The following is a 15,563-nucleotide window of genomic DNA, read 5'->3' as shown; positions in this document are numbered from 1 at the left end:
AATTCGTGATGCTCAGTCAACCATCTATTTACTCCATTTTCGTCATTACAATAAACCTGTATCATTACTCATTCACTCCTTATAACAACTGTTTTTCATCAAGTAATCCATGACGGTAAGCTTCTTTTGCTTCAATATGATTAACCAACTGACCATTTACTGTATTTGCATATGGAGAAATCCGCCCTCGGTAGAAACCATTTTCTAATTCTTCTTTGGTGAATGGAGCATCGTAGCGTAATACACGTTTTGAGTAGTCTTCTCTACTACGCGACTTCCCACCTTTACCTTTACGCAACCAAGACCAATACCTACGCTTACCTGTAGTGTAAATAGTTTTCCCTTCACGATCTTTGTAGCACCAATCATCTAATTCAGGACCTATTTCACTAGCTCCGCAATTTTCACAATGATACGGTCCACACTGTACATAACCTACACCAACATCCACTGAATCTGCGTATGTTGTACCTTCACAATAAGGACATGTTCCAATAAAATCTGACATCACTCATTCACCTACTTTCAATCTTGTGCTGCACGTTTACGCGCCAATGTTTTTAGCAAAGATGTGTATAAGGCATCTTCCAGTGGTTGTCCTTCGACTTTGGTAACACCAAACTTCTGTAGCTGTTCAATGACTGCTTTGCGTTTCAACTGTTTATTCATAGTTGTCACGTTTCACAACCTCCAAGGCTGATGCAACACCATCAATGTAATCACTATGTTCCTTATATTCTTTCACTAGATTAGGGAGCCTACTGTCACCAAAAGGTAGTCCATTATGGATCAATACTTCTTGAATGATTTGATTTCCTAAATCTTTTAAATGATCCCTAGAATCAACAATCAGCTGGTTGAGGTCCTCCACAATCTCCTTATTAGCGTCAGGAAATTCAAGGACTTCTTTAAGATTGACTACACTTGCGCCCTCTGGAACATAAGATGCATGCTTGCTATCATAATGCGTTGCTACTTTGCCTTCTCCATCCACAACTTGTACACTTGTAATTTGGTCCTCATGGATGTTAAGACCAACCACTGATAATTTTGTACCTTTGATGTTAATTACTGCTTTCATTTTTATTCCTCCTTATATTTCCTTTCTGTTAAACTATTGGTAGAAAGGTAGGTGATTGATATAATTTTGAATAGAGAATGTGTAAGAGATTTATTGCTTACTGTCGAATCCAATAATTTTAATGAAACTCTTTGGTTGAATAACATCTGTGGTAGTTCCAGAATGATTTCTTACTCTGAAGAAACTGTGATTTATACAATCCAAAAACTATTAGATGCTGGCTTTATAAAAGCCGATATTCTCTATGCAGGCGATGAAGTTTATGCGGTTTCTGTTGACGCTCTCACTTGGGAAGGTCACAATTTCTTAGACAACGTCAGAGACCCTGGTATTTGGGAGAAAGTTAAATCAAGATCTTCAAAATTAACAAGTGTTTCATTGCCCATATTGGCTGACTTAGGTGTAGCCTTTGTAAAAGAAACAATGGGCTTGTCTTGATTAAAGAGGCTTTACAACCCAATCATTCGCCAATATATCCTCGACCTTCGGATTCCAACGTTTGCCGGGGATATACTTTTCATCCATTTGGTCAACATATTCCTTTGCAATGTGAACTACAAAACAGCTATCTGATTTCGTTGGCAAAATTCTGTATCGTTTAAAATACTTAGTTTCCCTGGTAATGAATTGCCCTGTTGTTAAAGCAATTCTTGTTGCCTTTTGAATGTTCATAAATTCCTCCTTTATTTCCTAAGTGCTGCAACAGCCTTAGTCATTGCCTTAGCGATTAGTGCAACTGGTACAGGCTTAATTTTCATTGAACTCTCCTCTCCAACTCACTATTTTGAAATCGCTCAATCTTTGTAACAATATGGTGCCATTGTTGTATCTCAGTAGCATTTAATATCCGCGTTAACTCACCATCTCTAATCATGATTTTGCTATTACTACGTGTGATGATCTTGTTTCCATTGGACATTTAATTCACCACCTAGCGTTTTTTCGCTCGCTTATTCAACTCATCCTGTTTAACTTCATCCGACATTGCTAGCCATTGAAGGTTGGTTGTGTTCATTTGGTTTCACCTCTCCTAATGCTTGTACAAAGCTTTTTTAGACTGCGCTACTTTGCGCAATCATTTCGGTAAACAGTAACCCCACCAACTGTTAAATTACTTAGTTTCAAATCAACTCCATACTTTCGAGACCAAATTTTTTCGACAATAGGGATTAATTTACGTACTTTTTCTTCAGTGACTTTAAATCCCTCCATTAATCACACTCCTTTTTATCACAATATGTCGAATGAGCTTGTCTGATTAAAAGCACTTCTTTTTTACTCAGATTGTGCAAGAGAGTTCATCCGAACTACAGAATTTCTGTAGTTGTCCTGCAAAAAAAATAATGCTATCAAAAGGTACATTTACATACTTCATGAATAGATAAGCTTGATCCATTCTAAAAATACGTCTGTATTTTTCGTATTGAATGTACGTTTTTTCTGACATCTTCATCTTTTTAGCCATTTCCTTCTGTGTTAGTCCAGCTAAAATGCGGGCTTGTTCTAATGTGTATTGCACATTTACTCACCTCCTGAATTTAAGATACTACAGATTTTCTGTATTTTCAACTCAAAATAACATATTGTCTGTACTTATTTAATAAAATGATATTAAAGTTTCAGATTTACTGTACTTTTTTACAGTTTTTATATATAATGATTATCAAGGAGGAGATACATAGTGACTGTTGGTGAAAAAATTAAAGCATTACGCAAACAAAATAAATTAACTCAAGAAGAATTGGCAAAAAAGTTAGGTGTAGCACCTACTGCTGTTTCTGCTTGGGAGCGTAATGCTAATAAACCTTTAATGGATAAAATTATGGTAATGGCTGATATGTTTGATGTACCTTTTACACATTTTTTTGAAGTAGATGAATATGACGATACATATGAAGTGAATCTTCCAGTGTATGGGAATGTTTCATGCGGAGAAGGTTTAGTAGTTTTCGAAACACCTACAGAATATCGCTCGACTCCAACTGATTGGATAAAAGGCGGAGATTATTTTTACGTTCGCGCAAGTGGAGATTCTATGATAGGTGCAAGGATTTTTGATGGTGATATGTTATTACTTCGTAAACAGGATGAAGTTGAAAATGGTGAAATCGCCGCTGTTTGTTTAGATGATGAAATATTATTAAAAAGAGTGTTTAGAACAAATGGGAGTTTTATTCTTCAAAGCGAAAATCCAAGCCATCCACCAAGAATCTTTAACCCAAAAACTGATAAAAATATTCGTATCATAGGTAAATTAGAAAAACTGATTGTGGAATTTTAAATAACCATTAGGAGCAGACATTTGTTTGCTCTTTTCGTTTATAGAAAGGTGGATTTAAATGCGTTGTGCAATTTACGTTAGGGTATCAACAGATGAACAAGCAAAACATGGATACTCGATTTTAGCGCAAATCGAAAAATTAGAAGCTTATTGTTTATCACAAGGTTGGGAGACTGTTGGAGAACCATATATCGATGATGGTTATTCGGCAAAGGATCTGAATCGACCTCATTTTAAAAGAATGATAGAAACAGTTAAAAATGGAGATATCGATGTAGTTTTAGTATATCGCCTTGACCGTCTTACGAGATCTGTTTTAGATTTATACGAAATACTAAAAATCCTTGACGAAAATAATTGCAAATTTAAAAGCGCAACAGAAGTCTATGATACAACTAGCGCAATGGGACGACTCTTTATTACACTTGTTGCTGCTATTGCTCAATGGGAACGTGAGAATCTTGCTGAGAGGGTAAAATTAGGAATAGAAAAGAAGGTTAAATTAGGGAAATGGAAAGGTGGAACACCACCTTATGGCTATTTTTACAAAGATGATTTACTTCAAATCAATCCTGATGAAGCAACAATAGTTAAGAAAGTATTTGACCTTTCTAAAGAAATGGGTTTCACTAAACTTGCTTCTAAATTAACCGAGATGGGCTATAAAACAAGAAGTAGCGAAAATTGGCATGTTGATACTGTTCGTGGGATTGCCAATAACCCTGTTTATGCTGGTTACATTACAAATCACTCTGATCGATATGGACATAAAAAACCTCCTCGTGAACAAACTTTGTATGATGGAAATCATGAAAAAATTATTTCAAAGGAAGAATTTTGGACACTTCAGGATGTTCTAGATAAACGTCGTACGCCAGGAGCGAAACGAGAGACAAGTAATTATTACTTTTCGCAAATTCTAAAGTGTGGACGTTGTGGTCATTCAATATCTGGCCACAAAGCAAATGGAAAAAAAGGTTACCGATGTTCAGGAAAAAAGGCTGGAAAAAGTTGTACGAGTCATATGATCTTAGAGGAGAATTTAGTTAAAACCGTATTCGCACAATTTGATCAATTAATAGGTAATATTACGAGTAATGAACCAACAGATTCTATACCTACTGAACGACTTAATAATTTAAAATCTGAATTAGCATCTGTAGAAAAATTAATGCAAAAGAAAAAGACTATGTATGAGGCGGATATAATTAGCATTGATGAACTAATAACATCTACAGATGATTTACGTACTCAACAAAAAGAATTACAAAGTGAGTTAGATAATATTCAACAAAACCAGAAATTTAACAATGATGTATACAGATCGATTGTAGATAACATTGATGAACTATGGCTAGAAGCAAATGACAATGAACGAAAACAAATAATCAGTACTCTTTTCAGTCAAATTGTCATTGACACAAAAGATGAATATAAACGAAGTAAGATGCTTTTCAGGGAAATAATTATAGTATCAGCTAAGTAATATGTCTTTCATTGGTATCAGTACATTGATTCCTTGGGCATTAATTCCAGCCGCTGCCATTTGTAATGTGAGCCCATTTGAGCTAGCAAGACGAAACTTAATCCCTGTGGTCATTGGGCTTGTTGCGACGACGATAGTTGCGGTGTTTTTGATTTAATTAAATAAAACTACTTCGAAATGAATTCTCCTAATGAGAGTAGACGTAACTAGGCGAAAAGAAAGAGAGAAATCGAACACCATCGATTTCTCTCTTTTTGACATTTTTCTAAAAGTGCATTCAGAAATACAGTTTATAGTGTTTATTTTACTGTTAAAGGAATCATTTCTGATTGGCGATCGTTATCTCTACCTCTGTATCTTGTAGTGCATTGGAACAGCCTTCCCCCATTAGAATTACGCCGTTTTTATCCAATGAATCTGAACCAGAAGTTTCTATACCATGTTTAAGTGTATAGTTCACTTCTTTAGGCAGAGGTTGATCACCAATATATCGAATAGTGCCACTCGTTGCACCACACTGATCACTTTTCATTTTGTCGGAAGTTACCTCAAACTGCACTTCCCAGTTTTCATTTTCTCCTACAAAAGTCAAAACTTTAGGCATACAACCAGATACAAACATCACACAAAGTAAAATAGTTAAAACTTTATACTTCATCCTTTTGCACCCTTTTTACAAGTATTTATTTAGGCTATGACTTTGAAGATATTAATGATGGGGACGATAGTTGCTATGTTTTTAATCTACCATCTTAGTAGAGAGTGATACAATGAATTATTTCCTGTTCCTTCTATAAAAGAGGAAAATTCACTTGCCATATGACTGTACATCTTAAAAAAAATATATTATATTTGATAACGTTCTCATTTTGATAATATTACTTTCTTTCCTTAAAGCCATCTCATTTTTAGAAGGAGGAGAATTGATGCACAGCAAAGCAGATGTCTTAATACATCCTGTGAGAATGAAGATTTTACAAGCTCTGTTGCATATGAAAAAGGAAGGCTTAAGTACTTTAGAGATGATTACAATCATTAAGGATGTGCCACAAGCTACTTTATATCGCCACATTCAAATCCTTATGGACGAAAACATCATCAAAATTGTTAGAGAGCGAAAAATCCGTTCAGTTACAGAAAAATTTTATGCCTTAAATGAACATGCGGCAAAATTTAGCGAGGAGGATTGGCGAAAACTAACGAAGAAGCAAAAATTAACGTATATGTCCTATTATCAATTAACATTACTGTCTAAATATCAACATTATTTATCCTCACTTGAAGAAAAAGAAAGTGAAAGCGACTTAGCTACTTTTTCTTTACATGATTTAACCTTAACTACTGATCAATTTGTAAGCTTCGAACATGATCTTAACAATTTACTCACTAAATACTATAATATGGCCGACTCAAATAAAGGTTCTGAGACTAAAACAATTGCGATAAATATTATTCCAAAACCTTAAGTACTATTGACGTAAAGAAATGGAGAAGATTTATGAAAAAAGGAAAGTCACTAGAAAATATACGAAAATTAATTATGATTATTATTGGAGCAGTGATTGCCGCTTATGGACTAGAAGCTGTATTAATTCCAAATGCTGTCATTGACGGCGGTGTAACGGGTCTAAGTATTATGGGGGCTCACCTCTTCGGAATCCCGTTAGGCATACTGCTCTTTGTCTTAAATATTCCGTTCATTTATATCGGTTATAAGCAAGTTGGAAAAACCTTTGCATTAATGAGTAGTGCTGGTATCGCAGCATTATCCATTTCTACGGTGCTTTTACATGATGTTAAAACCATTTTAGGCCCAAATGATCCCTTACTGATTGTCTTATCTGGTGGTATGCTGCTCGGTGTGGGTATCGGGATTGTATTACGTAACGGTGGTGCTTTAGATGGTTCTGAAGTTTTAGCTGTACTATTATCACGTAAAATTCCATTTTCAGTCGGCGATATTATCTTATTTATCAACGCCTTTATTTTCTTAGGGGCAAGCTTTATCTTTGGCTTAGAGAGTGCTTTATACTCAGCTTTAACATATTATATTGCAAAAAATGTTATTGATATTATCCAAGTTGGTTTAGAGAAATCAAAAGAAGTTCGTGTGGTTAGTGCAAAATCTGAGGAAATTGGGGACGCGATCCAAGCTCGTCTAGGACGTGGTGTTACTTATACACATGGACGTGGTGGTTTCTCTAACGAACCAACGGAAATTTTAAACTGTGTCATTAACCGTATGGAAGAAAATAAATTAGTTTCAATTATAAAGGATATCGATGAAGGTGCTTTTGTTGTCATTTCTGATGTTTCAGAAGTTCGTGGTGGGAACTTTAAGAAACGAGATATCCATTAATGTAAAAGTAAGTAAGACGCAGATAGGTCTTACTTACTTTTTTTATTTACTTATGGGAGCAGTCGTCCTATCATATTTTACCCCACCAATTAAACATAGAGCCCCAAGCACTACTACGGCGGCAGCGCCTATCAATACATACTGATAGCTATTCGTCATATTCGCCATTGTCCCTGCTATGGATGGGCCAATCATTTGGCCAAATGCATAACCAGCAGTTAAATAGCCTATAATTTGATGACTGTTTATCGGTACAATATGTCTTGCTAATGTTGTGCCAACTGTTGTAATGCCCATAAAGGTTGCACCAAAAATAAAGGCACTGGCATAAAGGGTAAGCGTATTCGTTGTGAATGCAGGTAACACGATACCAAACGCTTGCAATAGCATAGAGATCAGTAATGTTCTTACATAGCCATAATGCTGTGCTAGCTTCGACCATACAATACATGAAGGAATTGCCGCAACGCCCACTACAAACCATACAAAAGCTGCATCTCCATGAAAGCTTGTTGACTCCTGTGCAATCGACACAATAAAGGTACCTGTGACAATATAGCCAAGCCCCTCAAGGCTATAGGCTATGATTAACCATTTTAGCCACGTCTTCGGTGGAGCTTTCTGAGGCGCAATGGCTTGACTTACTAAGTGTTGTTCATACGGTGGGATCGGTTTGATGAATCTTATAATCAGCACAAACAATACGACACAAAACAGAGCTAAAGCAATCCAAGTTCCATTCCATTGAAAAATGGCATGTATTGGTGAAACAATGATGGCACTTAAAGCAATACCTGTCCCTACCCCACTATAGAAAAGTCCTGATAGATGCATGTTACGACTGCTAGCTAACTGATCAAGGACAAGGCTCGCAATGACGACAAAAATAAAGGCACTCATTACACCTGAGATAAACCGCAGTATGTACCATATAAGGATTGCATTCGTAATGCCCATGAAGGCAGTAGTTAAAATGCTAATAACGAGTGCTAGCTGTAAAAAAGGAATGCGTTTATTTGATATAGGTAAACGCCCTGCCACCAATGCTCCTACTAAATAGCCTAAATAATTGCTTGTGGCTAAATATCCTGCTGTTGCACGGCTAAATTCAAATGTTTCTTGCATATACGGTAAAATAACTGTATAGGAGAAACGAGCGATGCCCATGGCGATTACCAATGTAAAAATCCCACCAATTACATATTGAATCGTTTGCTTGTGCATAGAATCACTCCTTCCAATTTACTATAACAAATATCCAGATATCACAAATAGACTTAATTCGTTATAATAGGTATCAAAAAAACTGATAGTTGGAGGATCTATGAATATTAATGATTTAACGACCTTTCGGACAGTCGTCCAAACAGGTAGTTTTTCTAAAGCTGCCACAGCACTTAATTACACGCAATCCAACATCTCTATGAAAATTCAAAGTCTTGAGACGCTGTATAGCACAACATTTTTTTATCGCGGACATCGTGGAATACAGCTTACACCGAAAGGAGAACAATTTTACGAGCTAGTCTTAAAAATGCTTCACCTCTATGAAAAATCCTTTGAGATTGTTCAGGATACAGGAGAACCAAAAGGTGTATTACGAATTGGATCAATGGAAACGACTGCAGCACTACACTTACCAGCGTTATTAACCATATTTCATCAAGCTCATGAACAGGTGGATATTACCATTTTGACAAGCCCTTCACAGGATAATATTGACCGGTTAGAAAATTATGAATTAGATGGTGCATTTGTCACTGGACCTGTTTATAAAGAAAATCTATTGGTAAAGGAGTTTGTCTACGAGGAGCTTGTTATTGTCACATCTAGCAAGCATAAACCAATTAAGCAGCTGCGAGATTTAGCGAGTAGCACTGTAATTACATTCCGTCATGGCTGTTCCTATCGGGCTATTTTAGATCATTGGTTACATGAGGATGGTGTACGCCCACAAAATCGAATGGAGTTTGGAACACTTGATGGAATCTTAGGCTGTGTTGCTGCGGGATTAGGTTTTACCTTACTTCCTCGTGCCATCGCGGAAAAATATAGTGCCACACAAGCATTGGCACTGCATGCGATCACGAACAAGCAAGCACAAATTCCTACGTGGTTTATTTATCGTAAGGATGATGTACAGTCTCCTATACTACAGTATTTTTTAGAATCTCTTGATGCTTACCAACGTTGCGAGAATACTAGCCAAAAGTTTTGAAATGCTTTCTATCACTTTGGTATTGCTATCCATCACTTTGATAACGCTATCCACCACTTTAGTAACGCTATCCTTTACTATCCACCTTCTACTAAAAAGCTGTTCAGCACATAATCCTTGGCTGAGCAGCTTATGTTTTCTTTTGACGACTGAATACATTTCCTTTAGGCTGTAATTACATACTGAAGGGAGCTTTTTATGGATATTTTTATCGCTAGTAATCGACAATTACCTATCCGCTACTATGTGCAGGAAGCGGTCTGGATTCGTCGTGGAGGGAGCACAAAACTGCCAGAGTTAACACTGCCGTTTTTCGTCGAGGTAGAGATTCAAAACCACTATAACTTACAAATCATTACAGACTATATTTTTGACTTTCAAAAACAATACAAGCAAACAGAAATTCAACTCTTCATCAAGGACACAGCTCTCCTAGCAACCATGCAGGAAATGCTAGGTCATCATAAACACAGACAGCATGCTATTTACATTCTTCCACTGTAATTGAACTTATGAAGCTGCTAATGGCAATGTAATAATAAAGTACAATGTCTCGTTTTTATATTTAGCGTGAATCGTTCCTCCATGGAGCTCTACGATGCTTTTGGCAATCGCTAATCCAAGTCCCGAACCTTCTGTAACATTTGTTCTCGCTTGATCCTTTTTATAAAATCTCTCGAATAAACTATCAAGCTCCTCCGTTGTAAAGGCATCACTTTGATTTGCCACGCAGATACGCATATGATCGTCTTGCCCTTCAAGAGAAACCATAATTTTTCCATCATCAGCGCTATAATTAATAGCATTAATGAGTAAATTATCAAACACACGAACAATTTTTTCCGAATCAAGCGCTGCAAAAATTTTTTCTTCAGAAAAGTGTTTCATAAAAATACGTTGTTTTTCCTCTGCTAAGGGCACTAATTCCTCCATTAGTTGATCGAGTAGCTCATTCACACAAACCTGTTGTCGTACTATTGTATTTTTATCATTCGTTAGCTTGGTATACTCAAATAAATCATCAATTAAATTTTTCAATTGCTCAGATTTAGAAAAAGCTATTTTCAAATATTCGTCATACTGCTCTTTCGTCTCATACTTCTCTTCGCTTAATAAACGTAAATAACCCATAATAGACGTAAGAGGTGTTCTCAGGTCATGTGAAACATTTGTAATAAGCTCATTTTTTTGTTGCTCGATTTTTCGCTCCATTTCGATGCTTGTCATAATTTCTTCCGCCATTTGGTTAATATTATCGGTTAGTAATGCAATTTCATCTTGTCCTTTTTTCTCAATACGATAAGCTAAATTTCCTTTTGCGATGACCATAACCCCCTCTGCCAATGCCTCAATTTGATTCATTTTACGCTTGGTACTATAGAAAAAAGATACGATAAACAAAATAACCCCAATGAAAAAAGGTATGGGCCCTTCACTTGTACTAGTTATCGCTTCACCTTGTGGAAGCCCACTCACGAAGAAATAATAATTTTTATCTTGCAGGGTTAGCGGCACTAACGTGGTAAATGCCTCTCGTGATGTTTCTATCGCACCTGGATACGTATGGTTAAACGGTTGATTGATTGCAAAATCCATGACATTTCTTATTTCTTCATGCAGAGCAATTTCTTGCTCTTTGACCTGCTTGGTTTTATATAAAATCTTCCCGCCCTCATCTGTCACAATAATTTGTAAAGCATTCTGGTCACTGTCCACCTTGTCATTTTCTTGGTCAATCCATTGCTTTAACACATTAACACTATTTTCTTGGATCGCTAATTCTGCTGTATCTTGTGCCTTATAATACATCATCTGCATACTGGCACTATAATCCACCATCACGGTCTCATTGATATTCTCAAACAATGGGAGGACTGCACGTGACACCAAAAAGCTGCCCAGCGCACATAAGATAAACGTTGTAAATAGTTGAATTCGAATGCTACGCTGAATATTGTTTTTTATCTTCGTACCGATTTGTTTGAAGAGCCCTATGAGCTTACATAAAAACCTAAAGATCTTTTTCAACTTTATATCCTACTCCCCATACTGTTTTGATATATTGAGGATTTCTTGGATTTGTTTCAATTCGCTCTCGAATTTTACGTATATGGACCATCACTGTATTTTCTGATTGAAAAGCCTCCTCTTTCCAAACCCTTTCATAAATTTGCTCTGCACTCATCACGATGCCTGGATTACGGACAAGCAATTCTAAAATCGCAAACTCTCTTGGTGTTAACTTGACTTTTTCATTATTGACAAAAACCTCATGTGTTGCAGTATTAATACGTAAATCACCGATTTCCAGCTCTTCACTATTGCTGCTATTCATGCCATTCATTTTCAGATAGCGACGAAGCTGTGATTTAATGCGGGCAAGTAACTCTAACGGATTAAAGGGCTTTGTCACATAGTCATCAGCGCCTATTGTTAAGCCAACAATCTTGTCCATATCCTGAGATTTTGCTGTCAGCATAATAATAGGCATTTCCGCAATTTCTCTTACCTTCATACACATTTCAGTACCATCCACTTTAGGCATCATTAAATCCAATACAATTAAGTGCACCTGATGCTTCTTTAATAGCTGTAAGCCTTCATCCCCATCACAAGCCTCTAGCACATGATAGCCTTCATTTTTTAAATAAATAGCGATAAGATTTCTTATCTCTTTTTCATCATCTACAATTAAAATGGTTTCTTTACTCATCTAACCCCACCAATAATCAAATATTTGTCCATTATAACGTTTCCTCATTTTAACTATTTTTTTAATTTTCGTATATAAAAATAATAAAAACTGCTGATGATTACGCTGAAAATTCCAAAATAAATACCATATTTAATAGCCAGCATCGAAATAACTTCCATTTGACTGCCAAATAATAAACCAAGTGTAAAATACATCAATGTCCAAACAAAGCCTGTTGTATAGGAAAACAAGGCATACGTTTTAAAGGGCATATTATTCATCCCCACCAAGTACGGTAGGATATGTCGAACAATCGGAATAAAATAGCTCAGAACTAATGCAAAGCGACCATATTTATTTAGTAATTCCTTTGATTTTACAAGGTATTTTGCCTTTTTCTTTTTGATAAGTTTGTCGAGCACTCGATGTCCAAAGATTTTACCAAGGAAATACCCTAGTGAAAGCCCCGAAACAACACCTAAATAGGTCAGTAAAAAGGATTTCCATACGACCATTTTTTCTAACGAAGATAAAAAGCCACCACTCATCACAATCATCTCATCTGGTAGCGGCATCCCTATAATGCCTAACCATAAACTAAAAAACAAAGCAAAATAGCCATATTGTTCAATGAATCCTAAAAGATCCTGTAGCTCCATTAACTAGCCCTCGTATGACCAAGTTTACAGCTTAGTACATATGCTGGCGGCATATTCATCCATACTTTTTCATGAGAAATATCTTCAAAATATGTTTGAAAGAATGCTTTTTTCACAAGTGAATATTGGAATGTTATAAATTTTCCATTGCGTAAACAATCCTTCACATTGCTTAAAATACAACATGATACATCAGACTTTAAAGAGGTAAATGGCAGCCCAGAAATGACATAATCAATTTTTTCTATATGGAGTTCGTCCATAAACTGCCTTAAGTTTTCTGCTGAGCCATTGACTACCACAACATTGGCTTCATGTGCAAATTGATGACGTAGCTTTTCACAAAAAATCGCATTATGTTCAATGAGAATAAGCAATGTAGCTGGCTGCTTTCTTTTCACAAGCTCTGTAGTAAAGGAACCCATCCCTGGTCCAAGCTCGACAATGCATTGAGCCGTTTCAAAGCAAATGGGTTGTACCATTTTATGAGCCAACTTTTTGGAGCTAGGTGATATTGCTCCAATTGTTTTCGGATGTTTGATAAATTCAGTTAGGAAGGTAATGAGTTGCATGTCGTTTTCTCCTCGCTTTGCTTACATTGTTGATGGTTCTAACTATAAAGAGCATTTCTTAAAGATTTGCAAGGAGAATTCTTAACTTTTTCTTAAGTTTTTACAATATTTGGTTGATTCCATAATGGTTACATCTTTGTATGAAATATTTGTAAGTTAATATAAAAAATTACTCATTCTTTGAGAGGAGTAATTTTTGACAAATAGCTATATGGAGTGACCACTGACAATACCTCCCATTATTGATATAATTTAATAGAATAACGAATTATGTAAGGAGACAACATTTATGAATAAACCTTTTTATAAAAAATGGTGGTTTATTTTAATCATCACATTTATTGTAATTGGTGCTATTGGAACTACAAGGATTGGTGACGATCAGAAAATTTCTGAAAAGGAATTAAAGGAGAAAAATGATACCATCGTTATTGATATGAAAGCTGCAAATGATACAAGTATCCCCCTAGAGGAACGTATTGCCAAGATAGCTGCTGATTTATTTGGAACTACTACAACTGATGGCCGCGATCGAGATATTAGGGTTGAAAGCATGGGAGATACCTATTATTTAAAGCTGATGATTGATGATTCCATAACAAAAAAGAAAAAGCTAAATGATGCTCAACAAAATACAGTTAAATTACTTAAAATTTTAAAGGATGTAGAGGATATGGGTAATATCCACATCAATTGGCAAGATCACTTCAAAGATGATTATGGTAACCCTACTACTGGGTCTGCAATGACCACGGTCATTAAAAGGACGGATATGGACAAGATTGATTTAGCTAATTTCCAAGCATCTGACTTGAAAAAGATAGCTTCATATTACTATAGTACATAGTGTTTTTAAGTAAAATCGGCTTTTCAAATATGAAGTACACAATGAAAAGTCACCAGGAATTCAATTTTAAATTATTAGAACACCTTCCAAACAGTTGGAGGGTGTTTTTGAAAACTAATTTGATTTTTGAGTCTTTCTTTAGTTCCTCACATATTACTTGCTGAAGTTTGTATGATTTATTAAATTTTGAGGTACACATTGGAGTAGACATTATATGTGTCCCCCGCTATCACTTATGTATCAATACATTCCCACTGAGAACGACTTTTTTCCTCAAGAGTCATAAAAGATTAAAAGGTCCATTGTTCTAATGATTATTTCCTACATAAAATAGGCATACAATTGCTGCCAAACGAATAGAAACCTATATAGAGAACAATTAGTCATGGGAAAAATAAAGTGGGGTGTGAAAGGATGCTTAAAGTAAATGATGCAAAAGAAATGGTACTTGGAATTGTGCAAGATGACCCATTGTTTGTTGCACTACAACATACGCCTTTAGAGGAGAATCTTTATCAGGATGCCTATTTAACAGACATCGATGAATCCAAACACTATACAATAGCAGAAGTCGCGGGCTGGTTTGATATTACAGACGCTATGCTTCGCTACTATTTAAAACCATTTGAACAATACATTTTTGACAATGCATCGCCGAATGTGAATGGTAATATTCGTTTAAACCTGCCTGCTATAGTAAGGCTAAGAATGATTTTATTATTGAAGGATGAGTATCGTGTGAGGGGGATAAAATTATTGCTAGGCATTGATGATAATGGTCAATTGCTGAAACATCAAATTACCGCAACAACTATGGATTCTGATGATTTATCACATAAAATTGATGTGCTTGGAAACGTCCTACAGCAGATGATTCAAACTGGCCTCTTTCAGATTTTGCCAGATGAAGAGCAAGGAACATTACAAGTAAACATCAATCAGGATTTTCTTGCTCAAAACATTCAGCGATTATCTGCAGACTCCGCTCTTCAAGTAGAGGAAATTCAAAAAGAAACAGTAGAACTGAAACAAGAAAATGAACATCTCCAACAGCAAATTTCAGAGCTACAAGAAAACAGTGTGAAGGATATTGTGCAGAAGATTAGAGAGCGTCATATAGAAAATGAGATTGTATCTACTTTGCGAACGGAAGCATTACGGCTTTTTTCAGAGAAGCATAAAGTAAGTTTTTTCACTAAAATGTTCAAGTCAGCTCAAATTGAAATGGATAAAGAGCAATTTGTGCTAAGCTATATTTCTCAGCATTTAGAAGAACGCTTGGAAGTGGCATTGAACGATTATTATGACAAATAAATTTGAACAAAGGGTTATCATCAGAACATGCGTGAGACTAGCTAAAAGGCT

23 protein-coding genes are annotated in these 15,563 nt (G+C 35.9%); 10 read left to right on the top strand and 13 right to left on the bottom strand.

All coding sequences use genetic code 11. The annotated features are described in order from the left end of the window. Positions 1-79 precede the first annotated feature (79 nt). Genes AC6BKE_RS13635 through AC6BKE_RS13625 form a run of 3 tightly spaced genes read right to left on the bottom strand, consistent with a single transcriptional unit; the run spans position 80 to position 1,081 of the window. Positions 80-508 (bottom strand): hypothetical protein, encoded by a 429-nt coding sequence (locus AC6BKE_RS13635; protein WP_499856926.1) that lies wholly within the window; start codon positions 506-508, stop codon positions 80-82. 17 nt (positions 509-525) lie between these two features. Continuing rightward, entirely contained in the window at positions 526-678 is a 153-nt protein-coding gene (locus tag AC6BKE_RS13630; protein ID WP_499856925.1) for a hypothetical protein, read from the bottom strand. Continuing rightward, positions 662-1,081 carry a hypothetical protein gene (locus tag AC6BKE_RS13625; RefSeq protein ID WP_499856924.1) on the bottom strand — a complete coding sequence of 140 codons (420 nt, stop codon included), beginning with the start codon at positions 1,079-1,081 and terminating at the stop codon, positions 662-664. Before AC6BKE_RS13625 ends, AC6BKE_RS13630 begins: the two co-directional genes overlap by 17 nt. A gap of 51 nt (positions 1,082-1,132) precedes the next feature. Between AC6BKE_RS13625 and AC6BKE_RS13620 the strand changes: the two genes are divergently transcribed. After that, complete coding sequence (locus AC6BKE_RS13620; RefSeq protein WP_499856490.1) at positions 1,133-1,519, top strand: DUF2513 domain-containing protein; 387 nt, start codon at positions 1,133-1,135, stop codon at positions 1,517-1,519. Here the strand turns inward: AC6BKE_RS13620 and AC6BKE_RS13615 are convergent, their stop codons facing one another. From AC6BKE_RS13615 to AC6BKE_RS13600, 4 genes are all read right to left on the bottom strand, one after another. Next, positions 1,520-1,753 (bottom strand): Thoeris anti-defense Tad2 family protein, encoded by a 234-nt coding sequence (locus tag AC6BKE_RS13615; RefSeq protein ID WP_499856487.1) that lies wholly within the window; start codon positions 1,751-1,753, stop codon positions 1,520-1,522. 82 nt (positions 1,754-1,835) lie between these two features. Continuing rightward, the gene (locus tag AC6BKE_RS13610) at positions 1,836-2,000 is read right to left on the bottom strand and encodes a hypothetical protein (protein WP_499856923.1); all 165 of its coding nucleotides are present in this window, start codon (positions 1,998-2,000) and stop codon (positions 1,836-1,838) included. 143 nt (positions 2,001-2,143) lie between these two features. Further along, positions 2,144-2,293, bottom strand: a complete 150-nt coding sequence (locus tag AC6BKE_RS13605) for a hypothetical protein (protein WP_155273211.1) — start codon at positions 2,291-2,293, stop codon at positions 2,144-2,146. Between the two features lie 67 nt (positions 2,294-2,360). Continuing rightward, positions 2,361-2,600, bottom strand: a complete 240-nt coding sequence (locus AC6BKE_RS13600; RefSeq protein WP_036125900.1) for a helix-turn-helix transcriptional regulator — start codon at positions 2,598-2,600, stop codon at positions 2,361-2,363. Positions 2,601-2,762: 162 nt separating this feature from the next. Here AC6BKE_RS13600 and AC6BKE_RS13595 point away from each other — a divergent pair, with 162 nt between their 5' ends. The 3 genes from AC6BKE_RS13595 to AC6BKE_RS13585 are packed head-to-tail and all read left to right on the top strand — an operon-like array spanning position 2,763 to position 5,005. Continuing rightward, complete coding sequence (locus AC6BKE_RS13595) at positions 2,763-3,362, top strand: LexA family protein (protein ID WP_036125898.1); 600 nt, start codon at positions 2,763-2,765, stop codon at positions 3,360-3,362. Between the two features lie 58 nt (positions 3,363-3,420). After that, positions 3,421-4,848, top strand: a complete 1,428-nt coding sequence (locus tag AC6BKE_RS13590; RefSeq protein ID WP_499856922.1) for a recombinase family protein — start codon at positions 3,421-3,423, stop codon at positions 4,846-4,848. Position 4,849: 1 nt separating this feature from the next. After that, positions 4,850-5,005: a hypothetical protein gene (locus AC6BKE_RS13585; RefSeq protein ID WP_499858345.1), complete on the top strand. Its 156-nt coding sequence runs from the start codon at positions 4,850-4,852 to the stop codon at positions 5,003-5,005. Between the two features lie 162 nt (positions 5,006-5,167). Here AC6BKE_RS13585 and AC6BKE_RS13580 read toward each other — a convergent pair whose 3' ends face one another. Further along, positions 5,168-5,506 carry a hypothetical protein gene (locus AC6BKE_RS13580; RefSeq protein WP_340812673.1) on the bottom strand — a complete coding sequence of 113 codons (339 nt, stop codon included), beginning with the start codon at positions 5,504-5,506 and terminating at the stop codon, positions 5,168-5,170. A gap of 268 nt (positions 5,507-5,774) precedes the next feature. On the opposite strand from AC6BKE_RS13580, the gene AC6BKE_RS13575 reads away from it, so the two are divergent. Together AC6BKE_RS13575 and AC6BKE_RS13570 are read left to right on the top strand one after the other, a co-directional pair. Then, complete coding sequence (locus AC6BKE_RS13575; protein WP_036127271.1) at positions 5,775-6,314, top strand: helix-turn-helix domain-containing protein; 540 nt, start codon at positions 5,775-5,777, stop codon at positions 6,312-6,314. A gap of 32 nt (positions 6,315-6,346) precedes the next feature. Beyond that, on the top strand, positions 6,347-7,207 hold the full coding sequence (locus tag AC6BKE_RS13570) for a YitT family protein (RefSeq protein ID WP_036127272.1): 861 nt from the start codon (positions 6,347-6,349) through the stop codon (positions 7,205-7,207). 42 nt (positions 7,208-7,249) lie between these two features. Here the strand turns inward: AC6BKE_RS13570 and AC6BKE_RS13565 are convergent, their stop codons facing one another. Then, on the bottom strand, positions 7,250-8,431 hold the full coding sequence (locus AC6BKE_RS13565) for a YbfB/YjiJ family MFS transporter (protein ID WP_499856921.1): 1,182 nt from the start codon (positions 8,429-8,431) through the stop codon (positions 7,250-7,252). A 100-nt stretch (positions 8,432-8,531) separates the two neighbouring features. Between AC6BKE_RS13565 and AC6BKE_RS13560 the strand changes: the two genes are divergently transcribed. Both AC6BKE_RS13560 and AC6BKE_RS13555 read left to right on the top strand, forming a co-directional pair. Beyond that, positions 8,532-9,425 carry a LysR family transcriptional regulator gene (locus tag AC6BKE_RS13560; protein ID WP_499856920.1) on the top strand — a complete coding sequence of 298 codons (894 nt, stop codon included), beginning with the start codon at positions 8,532-8,534 and terminating at the stop codon, positions 9,423-9,425. Between the two features lie 198 nt (positions 9,426-9,623). Then, the gene (locus AC6BKE_RS13555) at positions 9,624-9,929 is read left to right on the top strand and encodes a hypothetical protein (RefSeq protein ID WP_499856919.1); all 306 of its coding nucleotides are present in this window, start codon (positions 9,624-9,626) and stop codon (positions 9,927-9,929) included. Between the two features lie 6 nt (positions 9,930-9,935). Here AC6BKE_RS13555 and AC6BKE_RS13550 read toward each other — a convergent pair whose 3' ends face one another. From AC6BKE_RS13550 to AC6BKE_RS13535, 4 genes are read right to left on the bottom strand one after another with little or no spacing between them, the layout of a single operon-like run. Next, positions 9,936-11,453, bottom strand: a complete 1,518-nt coding sequence (locus AC6BKE_RS13550; protein ID WP_499856918.1) for a sensor histidine kinase — start codon at positions 11,451-11,453, stop codon at positions 9,936-9,938. Next, complete coding sequence (locus AC6BKE_RS13545; RefSeq protein ID WP_271912643.1) at positions 11,437-12,138, bottom strand: response regulator transcription factor; 702 nt, start codon at positions 12,136-12,138, stop codon at positions 11,437-11,439. Before AC6BKE_RS13545 ends, AC6BKE_RS13550 begins: the two co-directional genes overlap by 17 nt. Positions 12,139-12,191: 53 nt before the next feature. Continuing rightward, positions 12,192-12,779, bottom strand: a complete 588-nt coding sequence (locus AC6BKE_RS13540; RefSeq protein ID WP_499856917.1) for a DedA family protein — start codon at positions 12,777-12,779, stop codon at positions 12,192-12,194. Beyond that, positions 12,779-13,351, bottom strand: a complete 573-nt coding sequence (locus AC6BKE_RS13535; protein ID WP_499856916.1) for a class I SAM-dependent methyltransferase — start codon at positions 13,349-13,351, stop codon at positions 12,779-12,781. Before AC6BKE_RS13535 ends, AC6BKE_RS13540 begins: the two co-directional genes overlap by 1 nt. A gap of 289 nt (positions 13,352-13,640) precedes the next feature. Here AC6BKE_RS13535 and AC6BKE_RS13530 point away from each other — a divergent pair, with 289 nt between their 5' ends. Together AC6BKE_RS13530 and AC6BKE_RS13525 are read left to right on the top strand one after the other, a co-directional pair. After that, on the top strand, positions 13,641-14,198 hold the full coding sequence (locus AC6BKE_RS13530) for a hypothetical protein (protein WP_499856915.1): 558 nt from the start codon (positions 13,641-13,643) through the stop codon (positions 14,196-14,198). A gap of 414 nt (positions 14,199-14,612) precedes the next feature. Continuing rightward, positions 14,613-15,512: a hypothetical protein gene (locus tag AC6BKE_RS13525; RefSeq protein WP_089932100.1), complete on the top strand. Its 900-nt coding sequence runs from the start codon at positions 14,613-14,615 to the stop codon at positions 15,510-15,512. The last annotated feature ends 51 nt before the right edge of the window (positions 15,513-15,563 follow it).

The organism is Lysinibacillus sp. COL-1, assembly GCF_059814265.1.
Note: the sequence above shows the minus strand (reverse complement) of the source record. Positions and strands in the feature narration are given on the sequence as shown.

What these genes read in the sequence shown, in the direction of transcription:
- AC6BKE_RS13635 (WP_499856926.1), bottom strand. Translation starts at nt 508, where the DNA reads ATGTCAGATTTTATTGGAACATGTCCTTATTGTGAAGGTACAACATAC.
- AC6BKE_RS13625 (WP_499856924.1), bottom strand. Translation starts at nt 1,081, where the DNA reads ATGAAAGCAGTAATTAACATCAAAGGTACAAAATTATCAGTGGTTGGT.
- AC6BKE_RS13615 (WP_499856487.1), bottom strand. Translation starts at nt 1,753, where the DNA reads ATGAACATTCAAAAGGCAACAAGAATTGCTTTAACAACAGGGCAATTC.
- AC6BKE_RS13610 (WP_499856923.1), bottom strand. Translation starts at nt 2,000, where the DNA reads ATGTCCAATGGAAACAAGATCATCACACGTAGTAATAGCAAAATCATG.
- AC6BKE_RS13605 (WP_155273211.1), bottom strand. Translation starts at nt 2,293, where the DNA reads ATGGAGGGATTTAAAGTCACTGAAGAAAAAGTACGTAAATTAATCCCT.
- AC6BKE_RS13590 (WP_499856922.1), top strand. Translation starts at nt 3,421, where the DNA reads ATGCGTTGTGCAATTTACGTTAGGGTATCAACAGATGAACAAGCAAAA.
- AC6BKE_RS13585 (WP_499858345.1), top strand. Translation starts at nt 4,850, where the DNA reads ATGTCTTTCATTGGTATCAGTACATTGATTCCTTGGGCATTAATTCCA.
- AC6BKE_RS13580 (WP_340812673.1), bottom strand. Translation starts at nt 5,506, where the DNA reads ATGAAGTATAAAGTTTTAACTATTTTACTTTGTGTGATGTTTGTATCT.
- AC6BKE_RS13575 (WP_036127271.1), top strand. Translation starts at nt 5,775, where the DNA reads ATGCACAGCAAAGCAGATGTCTTAATACATCCTGTGAGAATGAAGATT.
- AC6BKE_RS13570 (WP_036127272.1), top strand. Translation starts at nt 6,347, where the DNA reads ATGAAAAAAGGAAAGTCACTAGAAAATATACGAAAATTAATTATGATT.
- AC6BKE_RS13565 (WP_499856921.1), bottom strand. Translation starts at nt 8,431, where the DNA reads ATGCACAAGCAAACGATTCAATATGTAATTGGTGGGATTTTTACATTG.
- AC6BKE_RS13560 (WP_499856920.1), top strand. Translation starts at nt 8,532, where the DNA reads ATGAATATTAATGATTTAACGACCTTTCGGACAGTCGTCCAAACAGGT.
- AC6BKE_RS13555 (WP_499856919.1), top strand. Translation starts at nt 9,624, where the DNA reads ATGGATATTTTTATCGCTAGTAATCGACAATTACCTATCCGCTACTAT.
- AC6BKE_RS13545 (WP_271912643.1), bottom strand. Translation starts at nt 12,138, where the DNA reads ATGAGTAAAGAAACCATTTTAATTGTAGATGATGAAAAAGAGATAAGA.
- AC6BKE_RS13540 (WP_499856917.1), bottom strand. Translation starts at nt 12,779, where the DNA reads ATGGAGCTACAGGATCTTTTAGGATTCATTGAACAATATGGCTATTTT.
- AC6BKE_RS13535 (WP_499856916.1), bottom strand. Translation starts at nt 13,351, where the DNA reads ATGCAACTCATTACCTTCCTAACTGAATTTATCAAACATCCGAAAACA.
- AC6BKE_RS13530 (WP_499856915.1), top strand. Translation starts at nt 13,641, where the DNA reads ATGAATAAACCTTTTTATAAAAAATGGTGGTTTATTTTAATCATCACA.
- AC6BKE_RS13525 (WP_089932100.1), top strand. Translation starts at nt 14,613, where the DNA reads ATGCTTAAAGTAAATGATGCAAAAGAAATGGTACTTGGAATTGTGCAA.